This window comes from Brevibacterium sp. FME17 (assembly GCF_014897515.1).
Taxonomy (GTDB): domain Bacteria; phylum Actinomycetota; class Actinomycetes; order Actinomycetales; family Brevibacteriaceae; genus Brevibacterium.
The window spans coordinates 131,858-156,557 of sequence record NZ_JABUYD010000005.1 but is presented as its reverse complement, the minus strand read 5'-3'; the positions used below and the strand labels follow the sequence as shown (position 1 = coordinate 156,557).

24 protein-coding genes are annotated in these 24,700 nt (G+C 62.2%); 8 read left to right on the top strand and 16 right to left on the bottom strand.

Annotated features, from left to right (window positions below; all coding sequences use genetic code 11):
* Positions 1-66: 66 nt before the first annotated feature.
* Entirely contained in the window at positions 67-903 is an 837-nt protein-coding gene (locus INT40_RS07100; RefSeq protein WP_193095801.1) for a sulfurtransferase, read from the bottom strand.
* 51 nt (positions 904-954) lie between these two features.
* Positions 955-2,226, bottom strand: coding sequence for a class I SAM-dependent methyltransferase (locus INT40_RS07095; RefSeq protein ID WP_193095800.1), 1,272 nt, complete (start codon positions 2,224-2,226; stop codon positions 955-957).
* 196 nt (positions 2,227-2,422) lie between these two features.
* Here INT40_RS07095 and rsmA point away from each other — a divergent pair, with 196 nt between their 5' ends.
* From rsmA to INT40_RS07080, 3 genes are read left to right on the top strand one after another with little or no spacing between them, the layout of a single operon-like run.
* Entirely contained in the window at positions 2,423-3,322 is a 900-nt protein-coding gene (gene rsmA / locus INT40_RS07090) for a 16S rRNA (adenine(1518)-N(6)/adenine(1519)-N(6))-dimethyltransferase RsmA (RefSeq protein WP_101574995.1), read from the top strand.
* Positions 3,319-4,269 carry a 4-(cytidine 5'-diphospho)-2-C-methyl-D-erythritol kinase gene (locus INT40_RS07085; protein WP_193095799.1) on the top strand — a complete coding sequence of 317 codons (951 nt, stop codon included), beginning with the start codon at positions 3,319-3,321 and terminating at the stop codon, positions 4,267-4,269. Before rsmA ends, INT40_RS07085 begins: the two co-directional genes overlap by 4 nt.
* The gene (locus INT40_RS07080; RefSeq protein ID WP_226830901.1) at positions 4,269-5,075 is read left to right on the top strand and encodes a FadR/GntR family transcriptional regulator; all 807 of its coding nucleotides are present in this window, start codon (positions 4,269-4,271) and stop codon (positions 5,073-5,075) included. The genes INT40_RS07085 and INT40_RS07080 overlap by 1 nt, the downstream gene beginning before the upstream one ends.
* Positions 5,076-5,103: 28 nt before the next feature.
* On the opposite strand, the gene INT40_RS07075 is transcribed toward INT40_RS07080, so the two are convergent.
* Positions 5,104-6,507, bottom strand: a complete 1,404-nt coding sequence (locus tag INT40_RS07075; RefSeq protein ID WP_180959113.1) for a GntP family permease — start codon at positions 6,505-6,507, stop codon at positions 5,104-5,106.
* A 51-nt stretch (positions 6,508-6,558) separates the two neighbouring features.
* The gene (locus INT40_RS07070) at positions 6,559-7,056 is read right to left on the bottom strand and encodes a gluconokinase (protein ID WP_193071509.1); all 498 of its coding nucleotides are present in this window, start codon (positions 7,054-7,056) and stop codon (positions 6,559-6,561) included.
* Positions 7,057-7,231: 175 nt separating this feature from the next.
* Here INT40_RS07070 and gndA point away from each other — a divergent pair, with 175 nt between their 5' ends.
* Both gndA and INT40_RS07060 read left to right on the top strand, forming a co-directional pair.
* Positions 7,232-8,725: an NADP-dependent phosphogluconate dehydrogenase gene (gene gndA, locus INT40_RS07065; protein WP_193095798.1), complete on the top strand. Its 1,494-nt coding sequence runs from the start codon at positions 7,232-7,234 to the stop codon at positions 8,723-8,725.
* Between the two features lie 86 nt (positions 8,726-8,811).
* Entirely contained in the window at positions 8,812-9,954 is a 1,143-nt protein-coding gene (locus INT40_RS07060; protein WP_193071443.1) for an alanine--glyoxylate aminotransferase family protein, read from the top strand.
* 276 nt (positions 9,955-10,230) lie between these two features.
* Here the strand turns inward: INT40_RS07060 and INT40_RS07055 are convergent, their stop codons facing one another.
* From INT40_RS07055 to INT40_RS07025, 7 genes are all read right to left on the bottom strand, one after another.
* Positions 10,231-11,277 carry a homocysteine S-methyltransferase family protein gene (locus INT40_RS07055; protein WP_193071444.1) on the bottom strand — a complete coding sequence of 349 codons (1,047 nt, stop codon included), beginning with the start codon at positions 11,275-11,277 and terminating at the stop codon, positions 10,231-10,233.
* Positions 11,278-11,527: 250 nt separating this feature from the next.
* Positions 11,528-12,559 (bottom strand): acyltransferase family protein, encoded by a 1,032-nt coding sequence (locus INT40_RS07050; RefSeq protein WP_101575006.1) that lies wholly within the window; start codon positions 12,557-12,559, stop codon positions 11,528-11,530.
* A 141-nt stretch (positions 12,560-12,700) separates the two neighbouring features.
* The gene (locus tag INT40_RS07045; RefSeq protein WP_101575001.1) at positions 12,701-13,363 is read right to left on the bottom strand and encodes a response regulator; all 663 of its coding nucleotides are present in this window, start codon (positions 13,361-13,363) and stop codon (positions 12,701-12,703) included.
* Complete coding sequence (locus INT40_RS07040) at positions 13,363-14,529, bottom strand: sensor histidine kinase (RefSeq protein WP_193071445.1); 1,167 nt, start codon at positions 14,527-14,529, stop codon at positions 13,363-13,365. The genes INT40_RS07045 and INT40_RS07040 overlap by 1 nt, the downstream gene beginning before the upstream one ends.
* A gap of 116 nt (positions 14,530-14,645) precedes the next feature.
* A complete protein-coding gene (locus INT40_RS07035; RefSeq protein ID WP_193071446.1) occupies positions 14,646-15,434 on the bottom strand; it encodes a hypothetical protein in 789 nt (262 codons plus the stop codon).
* Positions 15,431-16,411, bottom strand: coding sequence for an ABC transporter ATP-binding protein (locus INT40_RS07030; RefSeq protein ID WP_257930184.1), 981 nt, complete (start codon positions 16,409-16,411; stop codon positions 15,431-15,433). Before INT40_RS07030 ends, INT40_RS07035 begins: the two co-directional genes overlap by 4 nt.
* Complete coding sequence (locus INT40_RS07025) at positions 16,399-16,797, bottom strand: hypothetical protein (protein WP_101573099.1); 399 nt, start codon at positions 16,795-16,797, stop codon at positions 16,399-16,401. Before INT40_RS07025 ends, INT40_RS07030 begins: the two co-directional genes overlap by 13 nt.
* A gap of 423 nt (positions 16,798-17,220) precedes the next feature.
* Here INT40_RS07025 and INT40_RS07020 point away from each other — a divergent pair, with 423 nt between their 5' ends.
* Positions 17,221-18,063: an isocitrate lyase/PEP mutase family protein gene (locus INT40_RS07020; RefSeq protein ID WP_101573097.1), complete on the top strand. Its 843-nt coding sequence runs from the start codon at positions 17,221-17,223 to the stop codon at positions 18,061-18,063.
* A gap of 91 nt (positions 18,064-18,154) precedes the next feature.
* Here INT40_RS07020 and INT40_RS07015 read toward each other — a convergent pair whose 3' ends face one another.
* Genes INT40_RS07015 through INT40_RS07005 form a run of 3 tightly spaced genes read right to left on the bottom strand, consistent with a single transcriptional unit; the run spans position 18,155 to position 20,267 of the window.
* Positions 18,155-18,502: a hypothetical protein gene (locus INT40_RS07015; RefSeq protein WP_101573095.1), complete on the bottom strand. Its 348-nt coding sequence runs from the start codon at positions 18,500-18,502 to the stop codon at positions 18,155-18,157.
* A 35-nt stretch (positions 18,503-18,537) separates the two neighbouring features.
* Positions 18,538-19,350: a hypothetical protein gene (locus INT40_RS07010; RefSeq protein ID WP_193071447.1), complete on the bottom strand. Its 813-nt coding sequence runs from the start codon at positions 19,348-19,350 to the stop codon at positions 18,538-18,540.
* Positions 19,347-20,267 carry an ABC transporter ATP-binding protein gene (locus INT40_RS07005; RefSeq protein WP_101573133.1) on the bottom strand — a complete coding sequence of 307 codons (921 nt, stop codon included), beginning with the start codon at positions 20,265-20,267 and terminating at the stop codon, positions 19,347-19,349. The genes INT40_RS07010 and INT40_RS07005 overlap by 4 nt, the downstream gene beginning before the upstream one ends.
* Positions 20,268-20,540: 273 nt before the next feature.
* Here INT40_RS07005 and INT40_RS07000 point away from each other — a divergent pair, with 273 nt between their 5' ends.
* Both INT40_RS07000 and INT40_RS06995 read left to right on the top strand, forming a co-directional pair.
* Positions 20,541-21,740 carry a sensor histidine kinase gene (locus INT40_RS07000; protein WP_180958996.1) on the top strand — a complete coding sequence of 400 codons (1,200 nt, stop codon included), beginning with the start codon at positions 20,541-20,543 and terminating at the stop codon, positions 21,738-21,740.
* Positions 21,741-21,751: 11 nt separating this feature from the next.
* A complete protein-coding gene (locus INT40_RS06995) occupies positions 21,752-22,420 on the top strand; it encodes a response regulator (protein ID WP_101573089.1) in 669 nt (222 codons plus the stop codon).
* Between the two features lie 10 nt (positions 22,421-22,430).
* Here the strand turns inward: INT40_RS06995 and INT40_RS06990 are convergent, their stop codons facing one another.
* Together INT40_RS06990 and INT40_RS06985 are read right to left on the bottom strand one after the other, a co-directional pair.
* A complete protein-coding gene (locus INT40_RS06990; RefSeq protein WP_101573087.1) occupies positions 22,431-22,775 on the bottom strand; it encodes a TraR/DksA family transcriptional regulator in 345 nt (114 codons plus the stop codon).
* A gap of 45 nt (positions 22,776-22,820) precedes the next feature.
* A complete protein-coding gene (locus INT40_RS06985; RefSeq protein ID WP_101573085.1) occupies positions 22,821-24,680 on the bottom strand; it encodes an ABC-F family ATP-binding cassette domain-containing protein in 1,860 nt (619 codons plus the stop codon).
* Between the last annotated feature and the right edge of the window lie 20 nt (positions 24,681-24,700).

Below are 24,700 nucleotides of genomic sequence, written 5' to 3'. Positions count from 1 at the left end.
TCGCGAGCTGGCGCCCGCAAGTGAGGCGGGTACAGCGGGCGGGCTGTCAGGCTCGCGCTGCGAGTCTCAGCTCCCGGTGGCGACCGGGCGGGCGGGGTCGGAGGACCATCCCGACCAGCTGGCCGGGTAAAGGCTCGTCTCAACACCGAGGCTCGCCAGCGCCAGAGCATTGTGGCAGGCGGTGACGCCGGAGCCGCAGTAGACGCCGACTGGCTGATCGAGCGCACCGAGGTCTGAGAAGCGCGTACGCAGAGTCTCCTCGTCGACGAATTTTCCATCGGCGGTGTACTCAGCGGCCGGGGCGCTCCTGGCACCCGGAATGTGGCCAGCCCGGGAGTCGAGCGGTTCGGTTTCTCCGCGGAAGCGTTCACCGGCGCGGGCATCGAGCAGGACTCCGGTCCACGCTGAGGCAGCATCGGCGTCGAGGACGGGCATCGAATCGGGAGTGATCGTGACGGTGCTCGGTTGTACGGGGTCACCGGCTCCGGCGGTCAGCTCGCCTCCGGCTGCAACGAATGCGTTCAGACCGCCGTCGAGGACACGTGCCTTCATTCCCGCCCACTGCAGCAGCCACCATGCTCGGGCAGCGCCGAGGCTGGAATTATCGTCATAGACGACGACCTCGGTGAGCTGGTCGATGCCCCAGGTCCGGACCTGCTCCTGGAACGCTTCGGCAGACGGCAGCGGGTGACGGCCCTCGGTTGGGTCGTGATCCGAGCGCGCGGCGAGTTCCGTGTCCATGTCGACGTAGATGGCTCCGGGGATGTGCCTGGCGGCGAAGTCGTCTCGGCCATCGGGCTTCTGCAGTGTCCAGCGGACGTCGAGCAGCCTCGGCGTGGATCCGTCGTCGGAGAGGCGGGCGAGGAGTTCGTCGGCGGTGATGAGAACGTCGGAGCGGTTCATGGGGATTCTCCTAGTGAGGTGGGATCGAGGGCGGTGTGCGGGGGAGTCGGTTCAGCAGGGCTGAGTCAGGAGGACGACATGGCGATCGCCGAGGCGCGTGAAGACCAGTGTCGCCTTGTCTCCTGCCGGAAGTTTGAGCTGACGCCTGACCTGGTCTGGAACAATATCAGCTCCGCGTTTCTTGATCACGACCGAGCCGATGTCGCGGCTGATGAGGGCCTTGCGCAGGCTCGGGATCTTTGCCGGCAGCACATCGGTGACCTCATAGGAGGTGACCCCGGCCGAGGCAGGTCCGCTGGGGTCGACGTCCGTGGTCAGGTAGGCGATCTTCGGGTGGACGCGACGAGCCTGTAACGGTCCGCACAGTGCAGTGACGAGTCCGGCGCGCACGATCGCTCCATCGGGTTCCAGCAGGTACTGGCCGAGTTCGCCGACACCGTCCTCATCGTCTTCTGGCAGATCATCTTCGTGGACCAAGAGGGTGCGATCACCCATCACGAGGGCGCTGCGTCCGGGGCGCTGCCGGGCCTCGCCGAAGTAGAGGCAGACCTCGACGACCTCGCCGAGGTGGGAGACCCATTGTGCCTCGGCCTCATCGGGAATGAGGCCGTGATCGAGTGCCGGTCCGAGCTTGACGCCCGCGGATTTCGCCGCGAGCGCCTTGTCGATGACCCAGGACAGGGAGGGGGAGAAGTCTTCGGGGTCGAAGATGCGTGCGGTGGAACCGCCCTTGGTGCCCTTGCCGACCGTGCGGCGGGCAGGGTCGAACCACAGGGCGTCGAATGCGGCGGTGTCGACGTCCTCTGCGCGGGCATGCTCGACGCTGGCATTGCCCAGGTGGCGGAGGTTGAAGCTGGCGATGGCGGCGGTGACCTCGTCTGCGTCGACCGCGGTGACCTGGGCGCCCATCCCGGCGAAGGCGAAGGAGTCGGCGCCGATCCCACAGCCCAGATCCGCGATCGTGGGTGCGGAGTCGGCCGCTGCGGCATCGGTGCTCTGATCGTCATTGGTGTTTGTGTTGCCACGGGTGTCCTTGCCCTCGCCGAGGAGGCGGCGGGCATGGTGGGCGGCGACGGGCAGTCGTGTGGCTTGGGCCAGACCATCGCGTGTGAACAGCATGTCCTCTGCGAAGGGGCCGAGTTTCTTCACGGCGTCCTTACGCAGCTGTGCCTGAGTCAGCAGTCCGGCGGTCACCTCGGCGGAATAGCCCTCCTTGCGCAGAGCTGCCGATCGGGCAAGCTCGTCCGCAGGCAGGTCCTCGATCCCGTCGAGCCGGTCGAGCACGGAAACGTCAAGGAGTTCGGTGAGTGTCTGCGGATCCATACTGTTCACCCTATCGTCCTGGTGCCGGTCCGATGACTGGTGCGTCTCGGATGTATGGCCGACGGTTCTTAGTCGTATCGGTCGTATGGCAGTCACCGCTTAGCCACATGACTGACGATGTTGCAGGAGTATAAGGAAATGGCGACAGGGGCGTTCGGTGATTGTGCCTGCGAACGAGTGCTGTAAGTTGTCTGCTGTGACGTTATTGACCGCACGCGACATTCGCGAAATCGCCTCCGACATCGGTCTGCGCCCGACTAAGCAGAAGGGGCAGAACTTCGTCATCGACCCCAATACCGTGCGCTCGATCGTCACGTCCGCGAAGCTTCAGGACCACAGCAGCGTGGTCGAGATCGGCCCCGGCCTGGGCTCGCTGACATTGGGTCTGCTGGAAGCCGGGCATCATGTCACGGCTGTGGAGATCGACGAGGTCCTGGCCGCACGGCTGCCGGCGACGGTGAAGAAATACGGGCAGACGGCCGCTTCTGACGAGCCTGCGAACTTCGAGCTCGTCAACGCCGATGCGCTCAGGGTCACCGAGCTGCCGACGGCACCCGATGCCCTGGTCGCGAACCTGCCCTATAACGTCGCGGTGCCGGTGCTGCTGCATTTCCTCGAGATCTTCCCGAGCCTCAAGACCGTGCTCGTCATGGTCCAGCTCGAAGTCGCCGAACGCCTCGCCGCCGGCCCCGGATCACGCACCTACGGTGTGCCCAGCGTCAAGGCTCAGTGGTACGGCGACGTCACCCTGGCCGGACGCATCGGCAAGAACGTGTTCTGGCCGGCACCGAACATCGACTCCGGTCTCGTCCACATCGACGTGACTCGCACCCACCGTGACCCCGAACAGCGTCGTCGCCTCTTCAGTGTCGTCGACGCGGCTTTCGCCCAACGACGCAAGACCCTGCGCGCGGCCCTGGCGAACTGGGCTGGCAGCCCTCAGCAAGCCGAAGACCTGCTGCGCGCCGCAGACATCGACCCGAAGACGCGCGGCGAAGCCCTCGGTGTCACCGAGTTCGAACGACTCGCGGCGGCCGGCGCAGAAGCGGGTACTGCAGCGGAGGGCACCGAAGCTCAGGAAAGCCCACAATCATGAGCGCCCAGCTGCACTCGCGTCCCACGACCCAGACACCGGTGAAGGTGCAGGCACCGGGGAAAATCAACGTCCACCTCGGCGTGGGTGGGGCAGGCGATGACGGATACCACGAACTCGCCACCGTGTTCCAAGCACTCAACCTCAATGAGACCGTGACTCTCATCCCCGGCGGCAGCGGTTCGATCGTCGTGGGCGGTCGGTACGGAGACGCCGACGTTCCCCATGACGACTCGAACTTCGCCCGTAAGGCCATCAATCTTCTCATCACGGCGCTCGAAGACGAACGCGATGTCGACGTGCTGCGCGACCTCGACATCGTCATCGACAAACAGGTGCCCGTCGCAGGCGGCATGGGCGGCGGATCGGCCGACGCGGCCGCGGCGCTGTGCGGTGCCGCCCACCTACTCGGGGGAGTCGAGGAGTCGATCCTCCACGACTGCGCGGTCGCCGTCGGCGCCGACGTCGCCTTCCTCCTCCACGGAGGAACGGCGATCGGCCACGGACGCGGGGAGAAACTCAGCCCCGTCCTCACCCGCGGCTCATTCCACTGGGTCATGGCCACCTCGGCGGGGCAGCTGTCCACACCGGCGATGTACGCACGATTCGATGAGCTCACACCCGACCCCGAGCCTGCCGAAGTGCCAGCCGAGGTCCTCACCGCGCTCGCCGCCGGTGACCCGGACAGCCTGGCTGCGGCAGCCGCGAACGACCTCACCGATGCCGCGATATCGGCCATGCCCGAACTCGCCGAGGTGATGGAGGCCGGCCGTGCCGCCGGTGCACTCCTGCCCCTGCTCAGCGGCTCGGGTCCGACGATCGGGTTCCTCGCCCGCGACGCCCACCACGCACTCGACCTCGCGGTCCTGCTCCAGGCCACGCGCGGAGTCAAGGAAGCGCTGCGGACCACCGGTCCGGCCCCCGGCGCCCACGTCATCGACCACCACTGATGGCTGACGCAAAGGATCCGAGCATGGGGTCTGCAGGTGACGAGCGGGCAGGCGACCAGCGGGAACGTGACTCGCAGACAGCAGGCCGTGCAGCCGGCGGCAATCTCCACGAAACACTGCTCAACTTAGTCGGCACGGACATCGTCACCGGCGCCCTGGCACCGGGAACGGTCATCCGAGCCGAGGAGCTGCGCGTGCGCTACGAGGTTTCGCTGTCCGTGGTGCGCGAAGTGGTCCGCGTCCTGGAGTCCCTGGGGATGGTCAAACCGATCCGTCGCCTGGGCTTGGTGATTCTGTCCATGCAGGAATGGACCATCCTCGATCCACTGGTGGTGCGGTGGCGAATGGCCGCCACCCCGGCCCTGCAGCTGCGCTCGCTGACGGAGCTGAGAGTCGCCATCGAACCGCAGGCCGCATACCTCGCCGCGATCCATGCCTCAGCCGATGTGGCCGAGGAGATCATGCGGTTGGCCGCGAGAATGCGCGCCAGCGGAAGCAAGGGCGATGTGGAGGCGGTGCTCGACGTCGACATCGCTTACCATCGCGCAGTCCTGCGAGCCGGTGGCAACGAACTCTTCGCCTCCTTCGACACAGTCGTCGCCGAAATCCTGCGCGGCCGCACGCATGCCGGTCTGATGCCGAAGTTCCCCCACCCGGAAGCGCTGCAATGGCACTTCGATGTCGCCGACGCCATCGGCAACGGGGACCCCGAACGAGCTCACGCTGCGATGACGAAGATGATGGATCGAGCATTCACCGAGATGGAAGACGCCTGGGAGGGCCAGCCCCGCCTCAGGACGTACTGATCCTTGCGGCCTGATCCGAATGCAGGGATCAGAACGTACTCGCGACTCCATAGAGGGCGAGGCTGTAGGCGAATCCGACGAGACCGAGGATGGTCTGGCCCACGGTCCAGGTCTTCAGCGTGGTCTTGGTATCCATACCGAAGAACCGGGAGACGAGCCAGAAGCCTGAATCGTTGACATGGCTGGCGACCACGGAGCCCGCCGCCAGGGACAGCACGATGGCGACGACCTGCAGACTCGAGAAGTCCGGGTTGCCGACGACAACTGGCTGCATGAGGGCCGCAGCGGTCGTGAGTGCGACCGTCGCCGAGCCTTGGGCGACGCGCACGATCGCTGCGATGACGAATCCGGCCACGATGACCGGCAGCCCCAACGCCGCCAGGGAGTCCGCGATGGAATCACCGATCCCGCTGGCTCGCAGCACACCGCCGAACATGCCGCCGGCTCCGGTGATGAGGATGATCGAGCAGACCGGGCCCAGAGCAGAGTCGACGATGTTCTCGACCATGCTGACGCCCTTCTTCTTGCGCCACCCCAGCAGCCACATCGCCGCCAAGACAGTGATGAGCAGGGCGATCGGAGTTTCACCGAGCATCCGCAAGGAGGTGATCGCAGTGGACTCGGCGTCGACCCAGCCGGCCTCACCGGCGAAGTCGAGCCCGGTGTTGAGGAAGATGAGCACGAGCGGCAGAGCCAGTAGGAACAGGACCGTTGAGAGTTTCGGTGAGGACCTGAAATCTGCGAATTCCTCGGCCGGGTCATGTGCCAGAAGTGAGGGGACGGGGACGTCGACGCGTTTGCCGACGAAGAGGCCGAACAGATACCCGCACAGGTACCAGGCGGGAACAGCGATGATGAGACCGCAGATGAGGACGAGGCCGACGTTCGCACCCAGCAGGCCCGATGCCGCCACAGGCCCGGGATGCGGCGGTACGAAGATGTGCATGGCCGAGAAGGCGATCGCCGATGGCATGGCATAGAGCAGCAGAGAGCCGCCGAGGCGCTTGGCCACTGTGAAGATGATCGGCAGCATGACGACCAAACCGGCATCGAAGAAGATCGGGAACCCGAACAGCAGCGAGGTCAGGCCCAGAGCCAGGGGCGCCCGTTTCTCCCCGAAGACCTTGATGAGCGCATCCGTGAGTACCTGTGCCCCGCCGGAGAGTTCGAGCATCCGACCCAACATGGCGCCGAGGCCAACGAGGAGTGCGACGCTGGCCAGAGTGGAGCCGAAGCCGTCGTACATGACCGGGACGAGGTCGCCGGGGGAGATGCCTGAGGCCAGGGCGGTGAGCACACTGACCATGACGAGTGCGATGAAGGCATGCAGTCTGAAGCGGATGATGAGGACCAGCAGCACGGCGATGGCTGCGGCGGCGATGACGAGCAGTGCGGGGGCGGACAGCGTCCAGTTGAGGTCGATCTCGGTCACGATTTCCTCTTCCTTGAGGTTCGGCAATGGTCAGGTGACACGGGGCAGGGGTCAGTCGGCAAAGGGGAGGCGTTCCATGATGTATCGGCACACCTCGGCGGGGGAGAGGTTGATGGGAGCGAGGAAATGCGCTTCCTCGACAGTGAGGGCCTCCAGGGTTTCAAGCTGCGAGTCGATGAGAGTCGGCGACATGAACTCATGCGAACGCCGCGCGAGATGTTCGACGATGATCTCGCGGTCCCCGGTGAGATGGACGAAGAAGGTGTCCGGGGCCTGCTCCCGCAGATAGTCCCGGTAGCTGCGTCGCAGTGCGGAACAGGCGACGACGGGCGGCGGGGTCGCGCTCAGCTCGTTCGCCACGTTCCTCAGCCACGGCCATCGGTCCTCATCGGTGAGAGGGACCCCAGCGTGCATCTTCGCCTTGTTGTCCGGGCTGTGAAGGTCATCGGCGTCGACGAAGGCGAGCTTGAGTTCTGCAGCCAAGCGACGGCCGATCAGTGTCTTCCCTGTGCCGGACACCCCCATGATGACAAGCGGGGGAAGGTCCATCTCAATCGGCCTCTCGTAAAAATATGATGACATTGCTAAACTGCACTCATTAAATCAGATTTATAAAAATTTAAATGAGACGGGTGCACCTGTCAACCTGGACATGTGTTGTCAGGCAGTACTGTGAGGCGCAGCCGCCAGGCGCGAGCATCAGGCACGAGGAAGAGGAATGGGTATGACCGCGGAAGTGGGCGTGATCGGCACCGGAGTGATGGGCTCGAACCTGGCACGAAACCTCGCCCGGAACCTGGCCGACCGGTCGGGCGCACGTGTGGCCATCTACGACCGCGACGTCGACCGAGCTCATGGCGTAGCGGCTGAGCACCCCGAGGCGGACTTCCTCGTCGCCTCCTCACCGGCGGATCTGGCCGACAGACTCTCGGGTCCGCGCGTGGCGATCCTCATGGTCAATGCGGGCAAGGCCACGGACTCGGCGATCAACGATCTCGTCCAGGTCTTCGAACCCGGAGACATCATCGTCGACGGCGGAAATTCGCTGTTCACCGACACCATGACCCGCGGTGAGATTGTCGCCGAGTCCGGTATCGAATTCGTCGGTGTCGGCATCTCGGGGGGAGAGGTCGGTGCCCTCGAAGGCCCGTCGATGATGGTCGGCGGCACCGAATCCGCATGGTCGAGGCTGCGACCGATCCTCGAACCCATCGCCGCTCGTGCCGAACCCGACGATGGGAATGCCGAACCCGCCGACGGGCGAGGCGAACGGGCGAACCAGCTGGAGTGCATCGCCCATGTGGGCGCGGATGGGGCCGGTCACTTCGTCAAGATGATCCACAACGGCATCGAATACGCCGACATGCAGCTCATCGCCGAGGCCTTCGCGCTGCTGCGAACCAGGCTCGGGCTCACCCCGTGCCAGATCGCCGAGGTCTTCCGGGAATGGAATCGGGGAGAGCTGGAGTCCTATCTCATCGAAATCACCGCCGAGGTCCTAGACCACACCGACGAAGCCACGGGCCAGCCGTTCGTCGATATCGTCGCCGATTCTGCCGGAGCCAAGGGGACCGGGGGATGGACCGTGAAGACCGGACTCGACCTGGGTGTCCCCGTCGCCACCATCGCCGAGGCGGTCGCGGCCAGATCTCTCTCCTCGGCCTCCGTCCTCCGTTCCTCGGGGACGACGTTGGACTGCCCCTCGACTGCCACCTCGGCGCCCGTCGATCGTGACAAGGTCATCGAGAACGTGCGCCAGGCACTGTTCACGGGAAAGATCCTGGCCTATGTGCAGGGCTTCCACGAGATCGCTGCGGGCGCACAGGAATACGGCTGGGACACCGAACTCGGCGAGGTCGCCAGGATCTGGAGGGCAGGCTGCATCATCCGTGCCCGGTTCCTCGACAGAATCACCGAAGCCTACGAGGCGGACCCGGCGCTGAGCTCGCTGCTGGCCGATCCCTACTTCCAGGATTCACTCAACGCAGGACAGCAGGCCTTGCGGGATACGGTCGCCGATGCCGCCGTGCACGGTGTTCCGATCCCAGCACTTGCCTCGGCGCTGGCGTACTTCGACGGCATCCGTACCTCGCGGGCCTCGGCCGCGCTGGTGCAGGGTCAGCGGGACTTCTTCGGGTCGCATACCTATGGGCGCACGGACCGGGACGGGAGCTTCCACACGCTGTGGTCCGGTGACCGCAGCGAAGTGACTCTATGAGGGCCTGAGTCTCTGCATTGAGGGGCGACGTCTCTGCAATTGGGCGGTAGTGGCCCAAATCTCATGAACGTGGCAATGTTGGAGACATGACTTTGCCACACGAAGATGTTGACCCCGCCGGCCTGCTCGAATACTCGGTGGTCTTCACCGACCGATCCTTGAACCACATGTCGGGACGATTCGTCTCCGTGATGCAGGACATCAACCGCGTCCTGCGCGAGGCCTACGACGCTCACAGCGTGGCCATCGTCCCCGGTGGCGGCAGCTACGCCATGGAATCCGTGGCCCGGCAGCTCGCGACCGGGAGGAAGTGCCTCGTGGTCCGCAACGGACTGTTCTCATTCCGCTGGTCACAGATCCTCGACGCCGGGAACATCGCCAGCGAGACCACCGTGTTCAAGGCATCGCCGAGCAGTGATGAGCACCAGTCGGCCTGGTCTCCTGCTCCCATCGCCGAGGTGGTCGCCGCCATCGAGGCCGAACGCCCAGCCGTCGTGTTCGCACCCCACGTCGAAACCGCGTCCGGGATGCTCCTGCCCGATGATTACATCCGCCAGGTCGCCGACGCCGTCCACAATGTCGGCGGGGTCTTCGTCCTCGACTGCATCGCCTCGGGTGCTGTGTGGGCCTCACAGACCGACCTGGGCGTCGACGTCCTCATCAGCGCGCCGCAGAAGGGCTGGAGCGGTTCACCCTGTGCTGGTTACGTCATGCTCAGCGAAGCTGGCCGTGCCGCCGTCCAGGAATCCACCTCGTCGAGCTTCGCCATGGACCTGAAGAAGTGGCTGTTCATCGCCGACGAATACGAAGAGGGCCGGGCGCCGTATCACGCGACGATGCCGACCGATTCGCTGGCGCACAACGCCAAGCTCATGCTCGAAACCGAGGAACGCGGCTTCGACAAGCTCGCCGCCGCCCAGTTCGAACTCGGTGACCGGGTCCGCACGGTCTTCGCCGATCGTGGACTGCCCTCGGTCGCGGCACCCGAGTTCGCCTCGCCCAGCGTGGTCGTCGTCCACACGGATAACCCGAAGCTGGCCACCGGCGCGAGCTTCAAGGAAGCCGGCGTCCAGATCGCGGCCGGCGTGCCCCTGCAGTGTGATGAGCCGGAAGACTTCTCGACCTTCAGGATCGGACTCTTCGGACTCGACAAACTCGGCGACATCGACGGCACCATCTCCCGCCTCGAAGCCGCACTCGATTCGATCGGCGTGACGCCTCAGGGCTGACCCCGCAGGGTTCTGCTGCGAGAGCCTCGCCTCACACTGAGAGCGCCAAAACCTCCCTGTGCAACGGGAAGCTTTGGCGCTCTCAGTGCGTGATGGCCACCGCAGCGGGGAATCGATTGTTCCTACCCGTGGCCACCATTCCTACCCGCAGTTCCACTGCACGCTCTCAGCACAGAAACGTCCCGTTGGGCAGGAGACCTTTGATGCTGCCGGTGCGGGGCGCGCTGCCGACGGGCGCGCGGTGCTGCTGGCGCGCGGTGCTGCTGACTGTTGGCCTCAGGCGGTGGAGCCGAGGGCGACGACGTTGTCGGCGAGGCGTTCGTTGTCGCCGTACATGAAGTGGTTCTTCATGTTCTCCGAGAACCGGCTGGCGTCGGTGGTCAGCCCGACCGCCTCGGCGACTTCACGGATGTGCATCGGGGTAGCCCCGCAGCACACGCCGATGTAGTTGACGCCCAGGCCATAGGCTTCCTTCGCGAACGCGCCGATCTCGTAGCGGTTCGTCTGTAGCGGATCGAGAGCGGTGGGGAAGGTGCGATTGTGCGGGGAAGGCACCTCGGCGCGGGGGTCGGAGAGGTTGAAGAATGTGGGCTCTTCCTGCGTCGTGCGGTAGGGGATGGGCAGGGCACCGACGTGACAGGACACCGCCGCGCGGATCTCCTTCAGCCACGGCAGCATCGTCGCAGGTCCGCGGAAGCAGTTGAGGCCGACGACGTCGACGCCCAGCTGTTCGAGCTTCTGCGCAGTCTCCACAATGCCGACGCCATCGGCCATCTCCTGGAAGGCCATGGGAGCCAGCGTGAGGACGACGGGCAGGCCGCTGGCCTTGGCGATCTCGGCTGCGGCGATGGCCTCACCTGCGAAGTAGAAGGTCTCACCGATGATGAGGTCAGCACCTTCGTCGACAGCCCAACCGACCATTTCGGTGAACATGGCACGGACCTCGGACTGACGCTCAGGGCTTTCTGGGTCCCAGATGTTGGAGTTCGAGATGTTCCCGGCCATGAAGTTGCCGGGCTTGGCGTCGGCAACGCTGCGGGCGATCTGCAGGGCCGAGCGGTTGAGAGGTTCGAGGAGATCTTCCTTGCCGATGACCCGCATCTTCTCGCGATGGCCGTTGTAGGTGAAGGCCTCGACGATGTCCGAGCCTGCGCGCTGGAAATCCACGTGCAGGGATCGCAGGGCGTCAGGGAATTCGAGCGCGACCTCGGGCACGAATTCTCCAGCGGACAGGTAGCCGCGCTTCTCGAGTTCGAACAGGAATCCTTCGGCGCAGATGACAGGTCCGGCGTCGAGGCGTTGGGTCAGAGCGTTGCTGGTCATGAGTGCTCTCCGTATGGAAGGTAGAGGACAGGCGATTGAACTCGCTCAGGCTGAGAACCCGAACTCTCCGCATCCAACCATCTCGGAAGGAGTTGCCGACGTCACAATGACATAAAAGAGTCATATGACACTCGGAGTCATTCTCAGCGAATCAGACGCCTCATGGCGCTATGCAGCGGTTGAGAATCGCTTACACAGCGGTCGCGAATCGCTGGGACAAGGCCCTGGGAAAGGGGCCTGGGACAGAGCCCTACGACGAAGCCTTGTCCGAATGCTTGCCGGGCTGCGAACCCAATTGCGCGAACGGCATGAGCAGCAGCTTGGTGACAGTCGATGAATACCAGCGCAGCGCTCGTTCGATGGGTGACCATGACAGCAGGAAGGTGGTGAGCAGGGCCAAGGCCAGGCAGATCGCGAGGACGATGGGGGTGCTGAGCGCATCCTGGCTGTCGTCTAGAACCGGCTGGAGACCACGGACCACGAACCCGTGGATGACGTAGATCGCGAGGCTGTGCCGGCCGATCTTGGCGATGATGTTGTCCTTTTCACCGACCCACATGAGCAGCATCAGCGTCATAAGCACGGACCCGATGTTGATGATGAGCCGGAGGCCGACGCCTTCGGGGACGCTGACATTGAAATGTGCGAAGTTGAGGCTGCCGTAGAACCAGTGGTAGTCGACCTGGTCGAGGTAGAAGTAGCCCACAGAGCCAAGGGCCGCCGCGGTGAAGAACAGCTTCTGCCAGGTGCGCAGACTGCCCGCCCAGTTGAGGATCTGTTTGCCGTAGAGCTTGCCGACGACGAAGAAGGGCCAGAAGATCATGGACCGCGATGCTGAGAGCTCCGTATCGAGGATCGGCAGGATGCCGCCGAAGAGCCCCACCACCACCGAGGTGACCAGAACGGTCCGTGGGAAACGCTCGATGAACGGCACGGTGATCATCCAGTACGCCATCGACAGCAGGAACCATGTGTACCAGAACGGTGTCAGGAAGCTGTAGTCAGGTTCGAGACCGACGAACCACATGAACCCCCACATCAGGGGCAGTACAGTGAACAGCAGTACGAAGAAGGTCAGTACTCGTTCGGGAAGTCGCGTCGACTTCGCTGTGATCCCGGCCAGGAACACGAATGCCGGCATGTGGAACGAATAGATGAGGTACATCGGCGCGCTGAGAACGCCATCTTCCCATGGGTGCGTCCTGGCCAGCAGGTGGCCGAGCACGACAGCGAAGATGAGGATGCCTTTGGCGCGGTCTAGGCGGTGATCTCGTGTGGGCACGACGCCACGATAGCGTGTCTGCCGCTCGAAGCAGAAAGAACCCATCCCCCTGTAAGGCGGAAGTCAGGTACTGTTCAGGATTTTCAAGACCAACCGCAGGTATGTCGGCCACGCGATTCGAGGATCCGCACGAGTAATTCCTCATTGCGTTGCCTGAGCGTCGCGTACGATGAGCGCTATCTGCAATCGGCTGGTCACACCAAGCTTGGTGAAGATGCTGCTGACTTGGGCTTTGACAGTAGGGACGGAGATGTACAGTTCCCGAGAGATTTCAGAATTGGCTTGTCCGGTGCTGATCGCGACGGCGACTTCCAACTCTCGTGGCGTCAACGTCTCAAGCCGCTGCCGAGCGACTTGCCGCCGATCAGCATTGAAACGCACCAGATCGATCAGCTGCCGAGTCACAGACGACGAGAGAATCGTCTGTCCGCGTGCGACTTTGCGAATGGCTTCCACCAGCTCGGTGGGCGCCGTGTCCTTCATCAGATAACCGGTCGCTCCAACGCGAAGAGCTTCAGTGACCTCCTCATCGAGATGAAAGGTTGTGAGCATGATGACCGCTGGTGACTCGGTGTGTCGTTTGAGCTCCTCGGTAGCTCGGATACCGTTCATCTGAGGCATTCGAATATCCATGAGAACCACGTCGACATCCCTGGGACCGAATTCGACGACCTCCAGCCCATCGCTGAAACAGCCCACCAGAGACAATCCGTCTGTCGCAGACAGGACAGCAGTCAAAGCCGATCGCACGTAGGGGTCGTCATCAACGACAGCTACGGTGATCGGAGTTCCTGGACGCTCCATCAGTCCTCCTTCCAAGGGAGCCAGACTTCTACTTCAAACCGACCGGCAACCGTACGACCCGCGGACAGCCGACCGCCATGAACTTTGACGCGCTCTGCCATTCCCAGCAGACCGAATCCTCCCAATGGGTTCCCATCAGTCCCGCTCTCCAGTCCATTCGTCGACAGAATCGAAAGCCCTGACTCAGGGTTTCCCGTCATGGCGAGGGTGACGGAATGATCGGGACTGTGTTTGCGTGCATTGGTCAGAAGCTCCTGAACCGTTCGGTAGGAGATGCGTGCAATGCTCGGGGGAAGGTCTGGAGCCAGCGAGATTTCAGCTTTGACGTCTTGCCCTGATGCGCGCGAATCCGCGATGAGATCCGCGACGCTGAATTGTCCAGGATCTATAGCAGAAGCGCATTCGTCGGCTCTTCCTAAACGAATTCCACCTACGACAGACCGCAGCTCTGCCAGGGCACTGGTGGAATTCTTCTGCAACGTCGCTGCAAGGTCTGCCAAGTCGGAGGGGATCTCCTCTTGTCGATAATGCAAAGCCCCGGCACTCATGCTGATGAGGGACAGACGGTGAGCCAGCGAGTCATGCATATCGCGGGCGATCTCCTCCCGCTCAACACGTCGGGCCCAATCAGCCACGAGATCTCGCTCCCGAGCCAAGCCTTCCGCACGTTCCTGGAGCGAGCGTACTACCTCTCTGCGGGAGCGCATCGCCATGCCCCACCCGACGACGAGAAGACATCCTAGGTGAAGCGGTATGGCTCCTCTCCAGAAATCATTGTCTGCGAGCGGTGATCCCACGAGAATCTGCAATGGAGCACTGACCAAGGCAAGCACAGTCACCCACATAGTAGGTTTCAACGGCCGATGGCGTGCAACAGAGAACAGAGCGACAAGGCTGGGCCCGGACAGCACCGGCAGAAAGATTGAACCGACAATGAGAGTGCCCGCCAGAATGCAGGAATACTTGCGGCGCCACGCCTGAGCAATGATGCTGAGGAGTCCGATCGTATAGCTCACGATGTAGAAGAACGGTCCAGCATAACTCGGCTCGGGTTTGGAGTCGATCACCCACACGGCGACCATAACGGCGGCAACCGCCATCGCACCGGCATCGAACCAGCGTTCGTGTGAGACTCGATGAGAATCAACGACGATGATGTCTCTCATTTGTCGACCCTACGTAGGAATTTCCGACGCGGATCTCCGCGCCGGTCATACCAGCTTGCCGTGTGCCACCCGGAATTGCGACCTGTATCCGCTTCCATGGGGAGAGGGGGCCCTGCTCAGGAGTCTTGGCGTATGTGACTGATGAATGCCGCAATGGCGAACACCACGAGCCATGCAATTGTGATCAGTGCGGCTGGCCCGGTCTCCATATATCCAACGGTTCCTGGCTGTGCTTGGCCAGTGAGACTTTCCATGGGGCCACCTGGTGCGAACCGCACCGCGGTCTCGGCCCACCATGATGACCCGAGTTCGGCCATCACCATTGGGAAAAACGCGATCAACAGAGTGAGCAGGACGGCACCCGCTGCATTGCGTGTGACGAAGGCGAGGCACGCAGCGATCAACGGGTAGACAACGGCGAATGCACCGGTCACGGTGACAGCTCGAAATGTCTCAATATCACCCAATCCTATGCTCGGCTTATCGCTCCCCGCGAGGATCAGCTGACTCAACGCAAGGCACAGGAAAGCGAGAATCAGACCTCCCAACAGGCTGATACCTGTCACAAGGAATAATTTCGAAGCGATGAGTCGACCGCGTCGGGGCGTCACGACAAGGGACTGCTGGATCATGTCGGTCGAATACTCTGTTGCCACGATGCTGACAGCCAGGACGACCAAAGGCCATGTCCCGAGGAAAGGGCCGATCAAGCTGAGCGACAGCGGATCTGCGCTGCCGTCATTGAACACACTGATGAGCGCGGTGACGGACAAGGAGACTCCGATTGAGATCGCGAGAGTGACACTCGTCGACTTGGTGCTCAGAGCCTTGACCATTTCGCTCGTCAGGCAGTCGAGCAATCGGGGGCGGAGTCCCCTCTTCTTGTCTTCGATAGAACTGGTCATTTGATGCCTCCATCCTTATCAGTCGAGGCAACGGGTGCTCTCGGCGGCTTGTGGCCTGTGCCTTGATATTCGAGGGCTCCCGCCGTCAGATGCATGAATGCCTGTTCCAACGTTGACTTCTCTTGGACAAGTCGATGAAGAGAGAGACCGTTCTTCGCGGCAATCTCTCCGACCTGAGATGCCGTACGATTTTGGATATTCAGGGTTCTTCTGTTCTCGTCGTCTGCGGCCACGTCCACCCTTGCACCGTCCTTCTCAAGAATTTGTGTGAGTTCGAGAGCTTGTGGAGATACAGCGATGGTGTGACTGGATCGAGCCTGATGCTGAAGATCGTCCATCGTGGAGTCAACGATCAAACGCCCCTGGCCGATGACGATGATTCGATCAGCGACTGCTTCCATCTCGGACAGAAGATGGCTGGAGATGAACACCGTGCGCCCCTGTGCTGCCAGCTCTTGGAACAGCGACCGGGCCCACAGCACGCCTTGAGGGTCGAGTCCATTGATCGGCTCATCCATAATCAGATGTGTGGGGTCGCCCAGGAGCGCCGACGCGATCCCGAGGCGTTGGCGCATTCCCAGTGAAAGATCGCGAAGTTCCTTCCGCGCTGCCTCGGCGAGTCCGGTCAGTTCGAGCACCTCGTCGACTCGTGACGATGGGAGACGTGCTGCTTTGGCTTGCCAGGACAGATGAGCGCGGGCGGAAAGACGAGGTTGCCGACTACCCGACTCAAGCATGACACCGACAGTTCGAGCAGGCGTAGGGAGACTGTGGAATCGTTCGCCGTCGATGAGGGCGACGCCCTCACTGGGACGGTCGAGTCCTAAGATCAATCGCATAGTGGTCGACTTTCCGGCACCGTTCGGTCCGAGAAACCCGGTGATGGACCCACTCCGAACCGTGAACGAGAGGTCATCGACCACAGTCGCCGTGCCATAGCGCTTGGTGAGATGGTGGGCTTCAATCACGACAGCCACCCCAGCAGTGCGTCCTCCCACGCTGGGTTGTCCGTCTTTTCGAGGAACGCGCGATGGTCGAACAGAACGTAGAGTGCGGTCCCGTCTTTGAGCTCGATGATGATGGGAGCTCCCCATTTGGCTGAGGCACCGCCGACGAAGGCACCGTAATGACTGTCGAACTGTCGGGTGACTCGACGAACCGAGGTTGGGCTGATCGCGATTGCGCCTCTGTCATCCCAGCCTGCCAGCTCCAATTGACCTGAAGTCAAGGTCGCCTTCCCGCGATGGGGGAAGAGGGTCCGCTGGTTGAGCAGCGCGACTGCACGCTTTGCCGGCCCTGCACCAATGAGTTCAGTGCGGAGAGCCGCGATGTATTCGGTGGATTTGATGACTGATGTGTTCATGACATCGAGCCTAAGAATGTCATTGGCTCTTCCGAATCGTCCTCAGGCTTCGAAGTTTGCGACCGAAGTATGTATTTTCGACTGACTTTCGGTCTTCTCGAATGCCCAACGGCGAGAACTGGGCAGAGTCGGAACGTCGATCCTGCGCCTGGACGTTCGCGGTCATGACGTGGCGATGGGCCGAACGGGCGCGGCTTATCGGTTTCGTCTGGCTGTGGGCCCGATGGTCGTGCGCACGGGACTGCGCTGGACTCTTCGGGGACTCTCGAAGTCCGTATTTAGGGTCGCCGAATCCCTCGAGTCAGGGCTCGTCGAGACTGACCTCCTAGAGTTGCGAAGCGTTGGCACCGCATAGGCCCCGAGAGGAACGGTGACGTCCGAAATCCGCCAGACATGAGCATCGAGTCTTGTTTGACTGAAGGCATGAAACCGAATCACTCAGAGAAGACGAACCATTTCCACGCTCTGCATCACGGAGAGCACCCTCTCCTCCTCAGCAATGTATGGGATGTCGGATCGGCCTTGCTCGCCGAAGCAGCAGGCATCCAGGCTATAGCGACGACAAGCGCCGGCATATCCTGGTCTGCGGGTGTCCCGGATGGAAACCAGCTTGACCGATCTGCGGCACTGTCTGCTGTCTTCGCCATTGCCGAGGCAGTTCGAGTACCCGTGAGCGCGGATATAGAAGGTGGATATGCCGAGGCTCGACACGATGTCGGTGAGACGGTGAAGGCGCTACTCGATGCCGGGGTCGTCGGTGTCAACATCGAAGACGGATTCCGGACACCCGACGCCCTTGCTGCGCGGATCGATTCTGCACGAAAGGCCGCCGACGCCGCTGGGACGAAGCTGTTCATCAATGCGCGAACAGATGTTCTTCTGACGGGACTCGGGACAGAGCCCGAGCAGATCTCGGAAGCGATCGCTCGCGCAGAGCGCTACCTTGACGCCGGCGCGGACGGGATTTTCGTTCCTGGTGCTGTGTCTGCAGAGACTGTATCCGCTCTTACAGCTGGAATCACTGCCCCAGTCAATGTCATGGCCGGCCCGGGAAGCCTCAGCGTCAGAGAGTTGGGGGAATGCGGTGCGGCGAGAATCAGTCTTGGCTCCAGTGTCGCTCAGGCCGCATATGCGGTCGTGAAGGACTCCACAGCAGAGCTTGTCTCATGCGGCAGCTATTCCGCACTGAGCAGCGCGCTCGACTACGGTGTGCTCAATGAGCACATGAGCGCGAGTCATTCCCGGCAGGCTTCCACACGGAGATAGCCGACGATGGCAACGGCCGCTGAGAGCAGAAAGGAAGCGCCGAGACAGCGGTATGGACGATGCAGGCAAGGCAGGTGCGGAGGTGCCAAGATCAGTCGCTGAGAAGCCCAGCCTCCAACAGTGCCCTTTCTACGGCTTTGGCCGCACGACGGTGGTCCTGCTGGACTTGGACCACACCGACAAATCCTTTGTGGTTGCCTCGAGAGATGCGTCTGGTTCTGAGAATCGGCCCGTCAAGAACGATTTCGATCTGAGTTTTCGCCGATCCGCGGGGCTGCTCTCCAGCGCTGGAAGCATCGGCTTTGCTGGCGGTCGCCGAGACCGAACCGGTTGCCTTCCACGAATATCCGACTGATTGAAGTGCGTTCCTGACGGTGTGCAGAACATCTTCCGGTTCTCCGATGGTGGTGAAGTGTGCGCTTGTCAGTTTGAGACTCATATCTTCCTTTCCCGAGTAGCAGTGCCTTGGGTCCCTTAAGCGTCGCGCTTGCGCATGACGATGAGTGAGACGCTGAAAATGGCGGACAGCCAGGTGATGAGGCCGATCATTGCCCATCCCCAGGGCAGATAGCCGGCCGATCCAGGGACAGAGAGGCCGGCGAGGCTCTCTAGAAGGGATCCCGGCAGCAGGCGTGGAATGCTCATGGCATAGGACTCTCCCAAGAACTGTGCTGCCACGACTGGCAGTGTGTTCACGAGCACGAGGGAGATGACTGCGGCCGTGGCGTTGCGGAAGAGAACAGCCAGCATGCAGGCCAAAAGCCCCTGCACCATCATCCCCGCTCCAGTGAACACCACTATGGCTCGGACAAGTGATGGTGCCATCGGATCCAGCAGAGGAAGCCCTGCTGCCGTCAGGCCGCCTTGTGTGACGGCCAGATTGCCCAGTGAGATCATCAGTCCGGCCGCGTAGCCCAGTACGGCTACGATGATCAGCTTGGACAGCAGCACTTTCGTCCGGCTGCTTGTCGCGGTCAAGGTGTAGGCGATCATCCCGCTTCGGTACTCAGACCCCATGAATCCGGCCGTCAGGAACGCGTAGGCGAACACCCCCAAGGCGCTTCCATAGAAGATCGTCTGATACTGGCTTTCGCCATGTGGGGCAGCGATTGCAGCGTCGCCACCGAATACCGTGATCAGCGCCGTGAACCCCATCGTGAGAACGCCTGTGATGACGATGAGGACGGGAGTGGAGGGAACGGCCCACAGCTTCGTCCATTCGGATCTTATGGTCGCAGTGATCCGTGGCGGAGCGTCTGCATGGACATTGAGCGCAGTCGCAATCATTCGGCAGTCCTTCCTGTCTGCAGGTTCTCTGCTGACGTCAACTGCATGAAGACGTCCTCCAGGTCAGCTGCGACCGGCGTGAGAAGGTGGATGACGACGTGGCTCTGCAGTGCGATTTCGCCGATCGTCTCGGGTGTGACACCGCGAACGAAGAGATCCACTGCTGCTGAGTCCTCTCGTCTGACACGAGCACCGTGACGTTCGAGCGCTCGACTCAGCGCGCCCGGATCGTTGCAGCGAACACGTGTGTCATCGCCTGGCACGTTGCTCATCAGTTCTTTGGTAGGCATGTCCCTGAGGAGACGTCCCCGCGCGATGACGACCACACGATCAGCTACCTGCTGCGTCTCCGACATCAGATGGCTCGAGATGAGCACAGTTCGTCCTTCGTCTGCCATGCTCCGCATCAGATCGCGTACCCAGCGAATCCCTTCCGGGTCCAAACCGTTGACCGGTTCGTCAAGCAGAATGGTCCCCGGGTCTCCGAGGATGGCCACGGCTATCCCCAGCCTCTGTCGCATGCCCAGAGAAAATGAACCGATACGTCTGCTCGCTGCGGAACCCAGTCCCACCAACTCCATGACTTCATCGGCCCGGTCTCGTGGAATCCGCGCCGCCTGGGCGATCCAGCGAAGGTGAGTCCGGGCGCTCATACGCGAGGGCGCGCTCGCAGCATCAAGAAGGACACCCACTTCACGCACCGGATTGGTGAAATCAGAAAACGGACGTCCGCCTATAGTCGCGCAGCCGGATGTCGGATGATCCAGGCCGATGATCATTCGCATGGTGGTGGATTTTCCGGCACCGTTGGGACCGAGGAAGCCCGTGACCTTTCCGGAAGGCGCCGTGAAAGTCAGGTTGTCGACTGCCCGAACCTCCCCGTATGTCTTCACCAGGGCGGCAACTTCAATGGACATACTGTCTCCGATCCAGCTCGGTGTGAGGACATGTTTCGTGGGTTCGTCATCCATCAAATCGCGTGCGAACGGCTGACACCAGCGCTTTACGGTTGGATTTGCCGAAGTCGAAAGTAGGACGTCGGCCGGGAGAACCTACTTTGGTAGGGGAGCAGCGCCATCATTCGTCGCATCGCCTCGGTGTTCCTCGCCGAAGTGATGTCTCAGATGCCCAACCGTGGTTTGATGGGGAACTATCGGGCAGAGCATTCCATCTGCTGGTTTGGGGGATGTATGAAAGAGCGGATTCCCTTCGGGATACTGTCTGTTCTGGCAGTAGCCGACACGCTGTTTGGGACACTGGTGCTGCCGGGCGGGAACACTGACGCCCTCGTGGCGGGATTCGTGCTGCAGATGCTGGGCGCGGTTCTGATCGGTTTCAGCGACCGACTACCGGCAGCTGCTGGAACGGTCCCTTTCATCGTCGGAACACTCCTGCTCGCACTTGGGCCGGAGTGGCGAGAGCTGTATTCACAGGGAGCTCTGCTGTGGATGCCGGTGTCCACAGCCATCGTCAGCGCCAACCTCGTCAGATTTGCGTCCCGACCAGCACAGTTCGTCACCGGAGCTGCCGGGCTGACCTGCTGGGTCATCAGTGCGTCCGTGAGTATGACAATCGACGGCGCTCCCGTGATCATCACCGTACTCGCCGCCTCGGCGCCCATACTCGCCGGAGCATGCGTCAGTCTTGTGCTGCCTCTCAGGCGGGCTCAGCATGATCAATTGCACAGAGCGCGGCAGGAACGAGAGCTGGCAGACGAGAAAATCAGACGGGCCGAACGTGAGAAGCTCGCTGAGGAGCTCCACGATACGGTCACGCACCATGTCACGCTGTTGGTCATGCAGGCGAATGTCATCGCAGCGACGGCTCCTGACACCGACCTCCGCGGCATTGCCGCGACAATGGGCGACACCGGACGCAGTGCCCTCGAAGAGCTGAGAGAGTTCGTTGGTGTTCTGAGGCAGACACCGGCAACTTCTGATGGTTCCGGAGAACAGCGCGACACTCCTTCGAAACAGGTCGAGATTCCCACTGAGGCGATCCGAGAGCTTGTCGAAAAGAGTCGGCATGTGGCTCCAAGCATTGAGCTGGCGACCGATGCTCACTCGACCACCGTTACCGAAGTCGTCGCGCGAACGCTTGTACGGTTGACTCAGGAGGGGCTGACCAATCTGCACAAGCACGCACCCGGTACTCGGGCATTCGTCACGTTGGTGGTGGGACACGATTCTGTTCGGTTCGAGATGCGCAATGAGGTGGCAACCGGCAGCAGCCTTGCAACGACGGGGTCGGGAAACGGCCTGTCCGCGCTTGCCCGCCGCGTGGAATTGCTGGGCGGGAGATTCCACGCCGACTGCGACGAAACCGGTGAATTTGTCTTGTCGGCACAGTTTCCGCAGCAACCGGTTTCCAGGGAAGGCGCCAGCCAGTGAATAATGATCAGATGTCGAACGACCCACGAACAAGGCTGATCATCGTCGACGATGACCCCATGGTCCGTGCCTTCCTCAACCAGCTCGTGGCTCCTGCCCAGGACATCGACGTAGTCGGGGAAGCGATGGACGGTGCGGCGGCAGTCGAAGAGACGTTGCGTCTGACCCCGGATGTTGTGCTCATGGACCTCCGGATGCCCGGGGTGGACGGAGTCGCCGCCACTGCCGAGATCGTCAGAATGCCGACACCGCCACGAGTGCTCGTTATGACCACGTTCAACAGTGACGCTCAGGTTCTCGCTGCGCTCCGCGCCGGAGCTTCCGGCTACCTCCTCAAAACCACCCCGACCGATCAACTAGTGCAGACAATTCGTGTCATCGCTGCCGGTGGTGCTGTGCTCTCACCGGAAAGCCTGGAAAGACTCGTTCAATCACAGCTCCAGCCAGAGCGGCCAACGACGCCACAGCCCGATGACGGTGATCTCACCGACCGTGAGAAGGAGGTGCTGGCACAAGTGGCAGACGGGTGCAGCAACGCTGAGATCGGCGCCTATCTCTATCTCAGCGAAGCAACGATCAAAGGCCATGTCTCACGCCTGATGTCGAAATTCGACTGTGTTAATCGAACTCAACTCGCATTGCTCGCCCACTACCACAGTGTCAGGCGTCAATCGGAATGAACCGATTCGCTCAGCTTGCGCAGGCGACGCAGGTCTGAGCGTACGGACGGACCTCGAGACGCACGTCGGGAATGGGCTTCCCGCAGCTGACGCAGATTCCGAAGGTGCCGTCCTCAAGCCTGGCCACCGCCTCGGCGATGTCGGTCAGACGTTCCTTCGACTGCCGCAGCAGAGTGTCTGCCTGTGACCGTTCGAAGGCAAGCGTCGCACCCTCCGGGTCGTGCTCATCGTCGCTGTTGTCACCCTCGCGGGCAGCGGAGAGATCCTTGATGTCCGACGACAGTGAGGCGATGAGTCTTCTGGTGTCGGACTCTTCGGCGTCTAGCAGTGCACGCATTCGGTCGGTGTCGACCATCAGAGAACCTCCTCGTTGACGATCAGCAGACTTCTTCGTTGACGATCAGGCGTCCAGAGCCTCGGAGGCTTCGAGCCAGCGCTCTTCCAGCCCGGTCATTTCGTCCTTGAGCTCCTGCAGAGATGCGGTGAGTTTCTGTAGGCCCTCGAAGTCGGTCTGGTCGTGGTCGGCCATCTCGTCATGGGCCCGAGCAATTCGCTTGCTCAGCTTCTCCATGCGGCGTTCGATCGAGGAGACCTCTTTCTTCGCTGCCCGCGCCTCGGACCCGGAGAGCGCTTCTGCCCCGGTGTCGGCTGACGAGGCGGCGTTGCCAGAGCCGGAGTTCGACGAATTCCCGCCGGATTTCCCAGCCGCGCCAGACTTCGCAGAGTTACCAGACTTCCCTGACTTACCGGACTTCGCACTCTCGGCGCGCAGCTGAAGATACTCGTCGACGCCTCCGGGCACGTGCCGCAGACCATGATCGAGGATCGCGTACTGCTGATCGGTGACGCGTTCGAGCAGGTACCTATCGTGAGAGACCACGATGAGGGTGGCCGGCCAGGAGTCCAGAAGGTCCTCCATCGCCGCCAACATATCGGAGTCGACGTCGTTGGTCGGCTCATCGAGGATGATGACATTGGGCTCGGACATGAGCAGCAGCAACAGCTGCAGGCGGCGCTTCTGCCCTCCGGAGAGTTCCTTGACGCGGGCCGAGAGGTGCTCTTTGGCGAAGCCGAGGCGCTCCAGCAGCTGTGCCGGAGTGTAGTCCTTGCCTTCGATGTTGAAGCTCGTCTTCGACTCCGACAGAACCTCGCGGACCTTCTGTCCGGCGATGGCGTCGAGCTCCTTGAACTGCTGGTCGAGGACTCCGACCTTCACAGTCTTCCCGCGTTTGACTCTGCCTTCATCCGGTTCGAGCTCACCGGAGATGAGGCTGAGCAGGGTCGACTTGCCGGCACCGTTGGGGCCGAGGATTCCGGTGCGCTCGCCGGGACCGATGCGCCAGGTGACATTGTCGAGGATCTGCTGTTCCCCGAAGCTCAGTGACACATCGAGGAGGTCGACGACGTCCTTGCCGAGTCGGGCTGTCGCCATCTTCTTCAGTTCGATCGGGTTGCGCACCTCCGGGACATCGGCGATGAGCTGGTTTGCCGCCTCGATTCGGAACTTCGGCTTCGAAGTCCGGGCGGGAGCACCCCGGCGCAGCCATGCCAGTTCCTTGCGCATGAGGTTCTGGCGCTTCTGTTCGGTTGCGGCAGCGATTCGGTCGCGTTCGACGCGTTGGAGAACATAGGCGGCGTATCCGCCTTCGAAGGGTTCGACGATCTGGTCGTGGACTTCCCACGTCTTGTTGCAGACCTCGTCGAGAAACCACCGGTCGTGAGTCACCAGCAGCAGAGCACCGGAGTTCTTCGACCAGCGGTTCTTGATGTGCTTGGCCAGCCACGAGATGCCGTCGACGTCGAGGTGGTTGGTGGGCTCGTCGAGGATTAGCAGGTCCCAGTCTCCGATGAGCAGTGCCGCCAGAGCCACTCGTCGGCGCTGGCCTCCGGAGAGGCTGCCGACTGTGGCGTTCCAATCCAGGTCGGCGATGAGACCGGAGATGATGTCGCGGGCTTTGGCGTCGCGGGCCCATTCGTGGTCGTCCATGTCGCCGACGACGGAATAGCCGACGGTCGCGTCGGAGTCCATGGTGTCACGTTGGCTGAGCATGCCCAGGCGCATTCCGCCGCGGTAGGTCACGCGGCCGGAATCGGGTTCGATGGTGCCGGCGAGCATGCCCAGCAGGCTGGACTTGCCGTCGCCGTTGCGGCCGACGATGCCGATCATGTCTCCGGCGTCGACGCCGAGCGTGACGGAGTCGAAGACGATGCGGGTGGGGTATTCGAGGTGCAGGGCTTCAGCCCCGAGAAGATGTGCCATATCGCCTTCCAGTTTAGTGC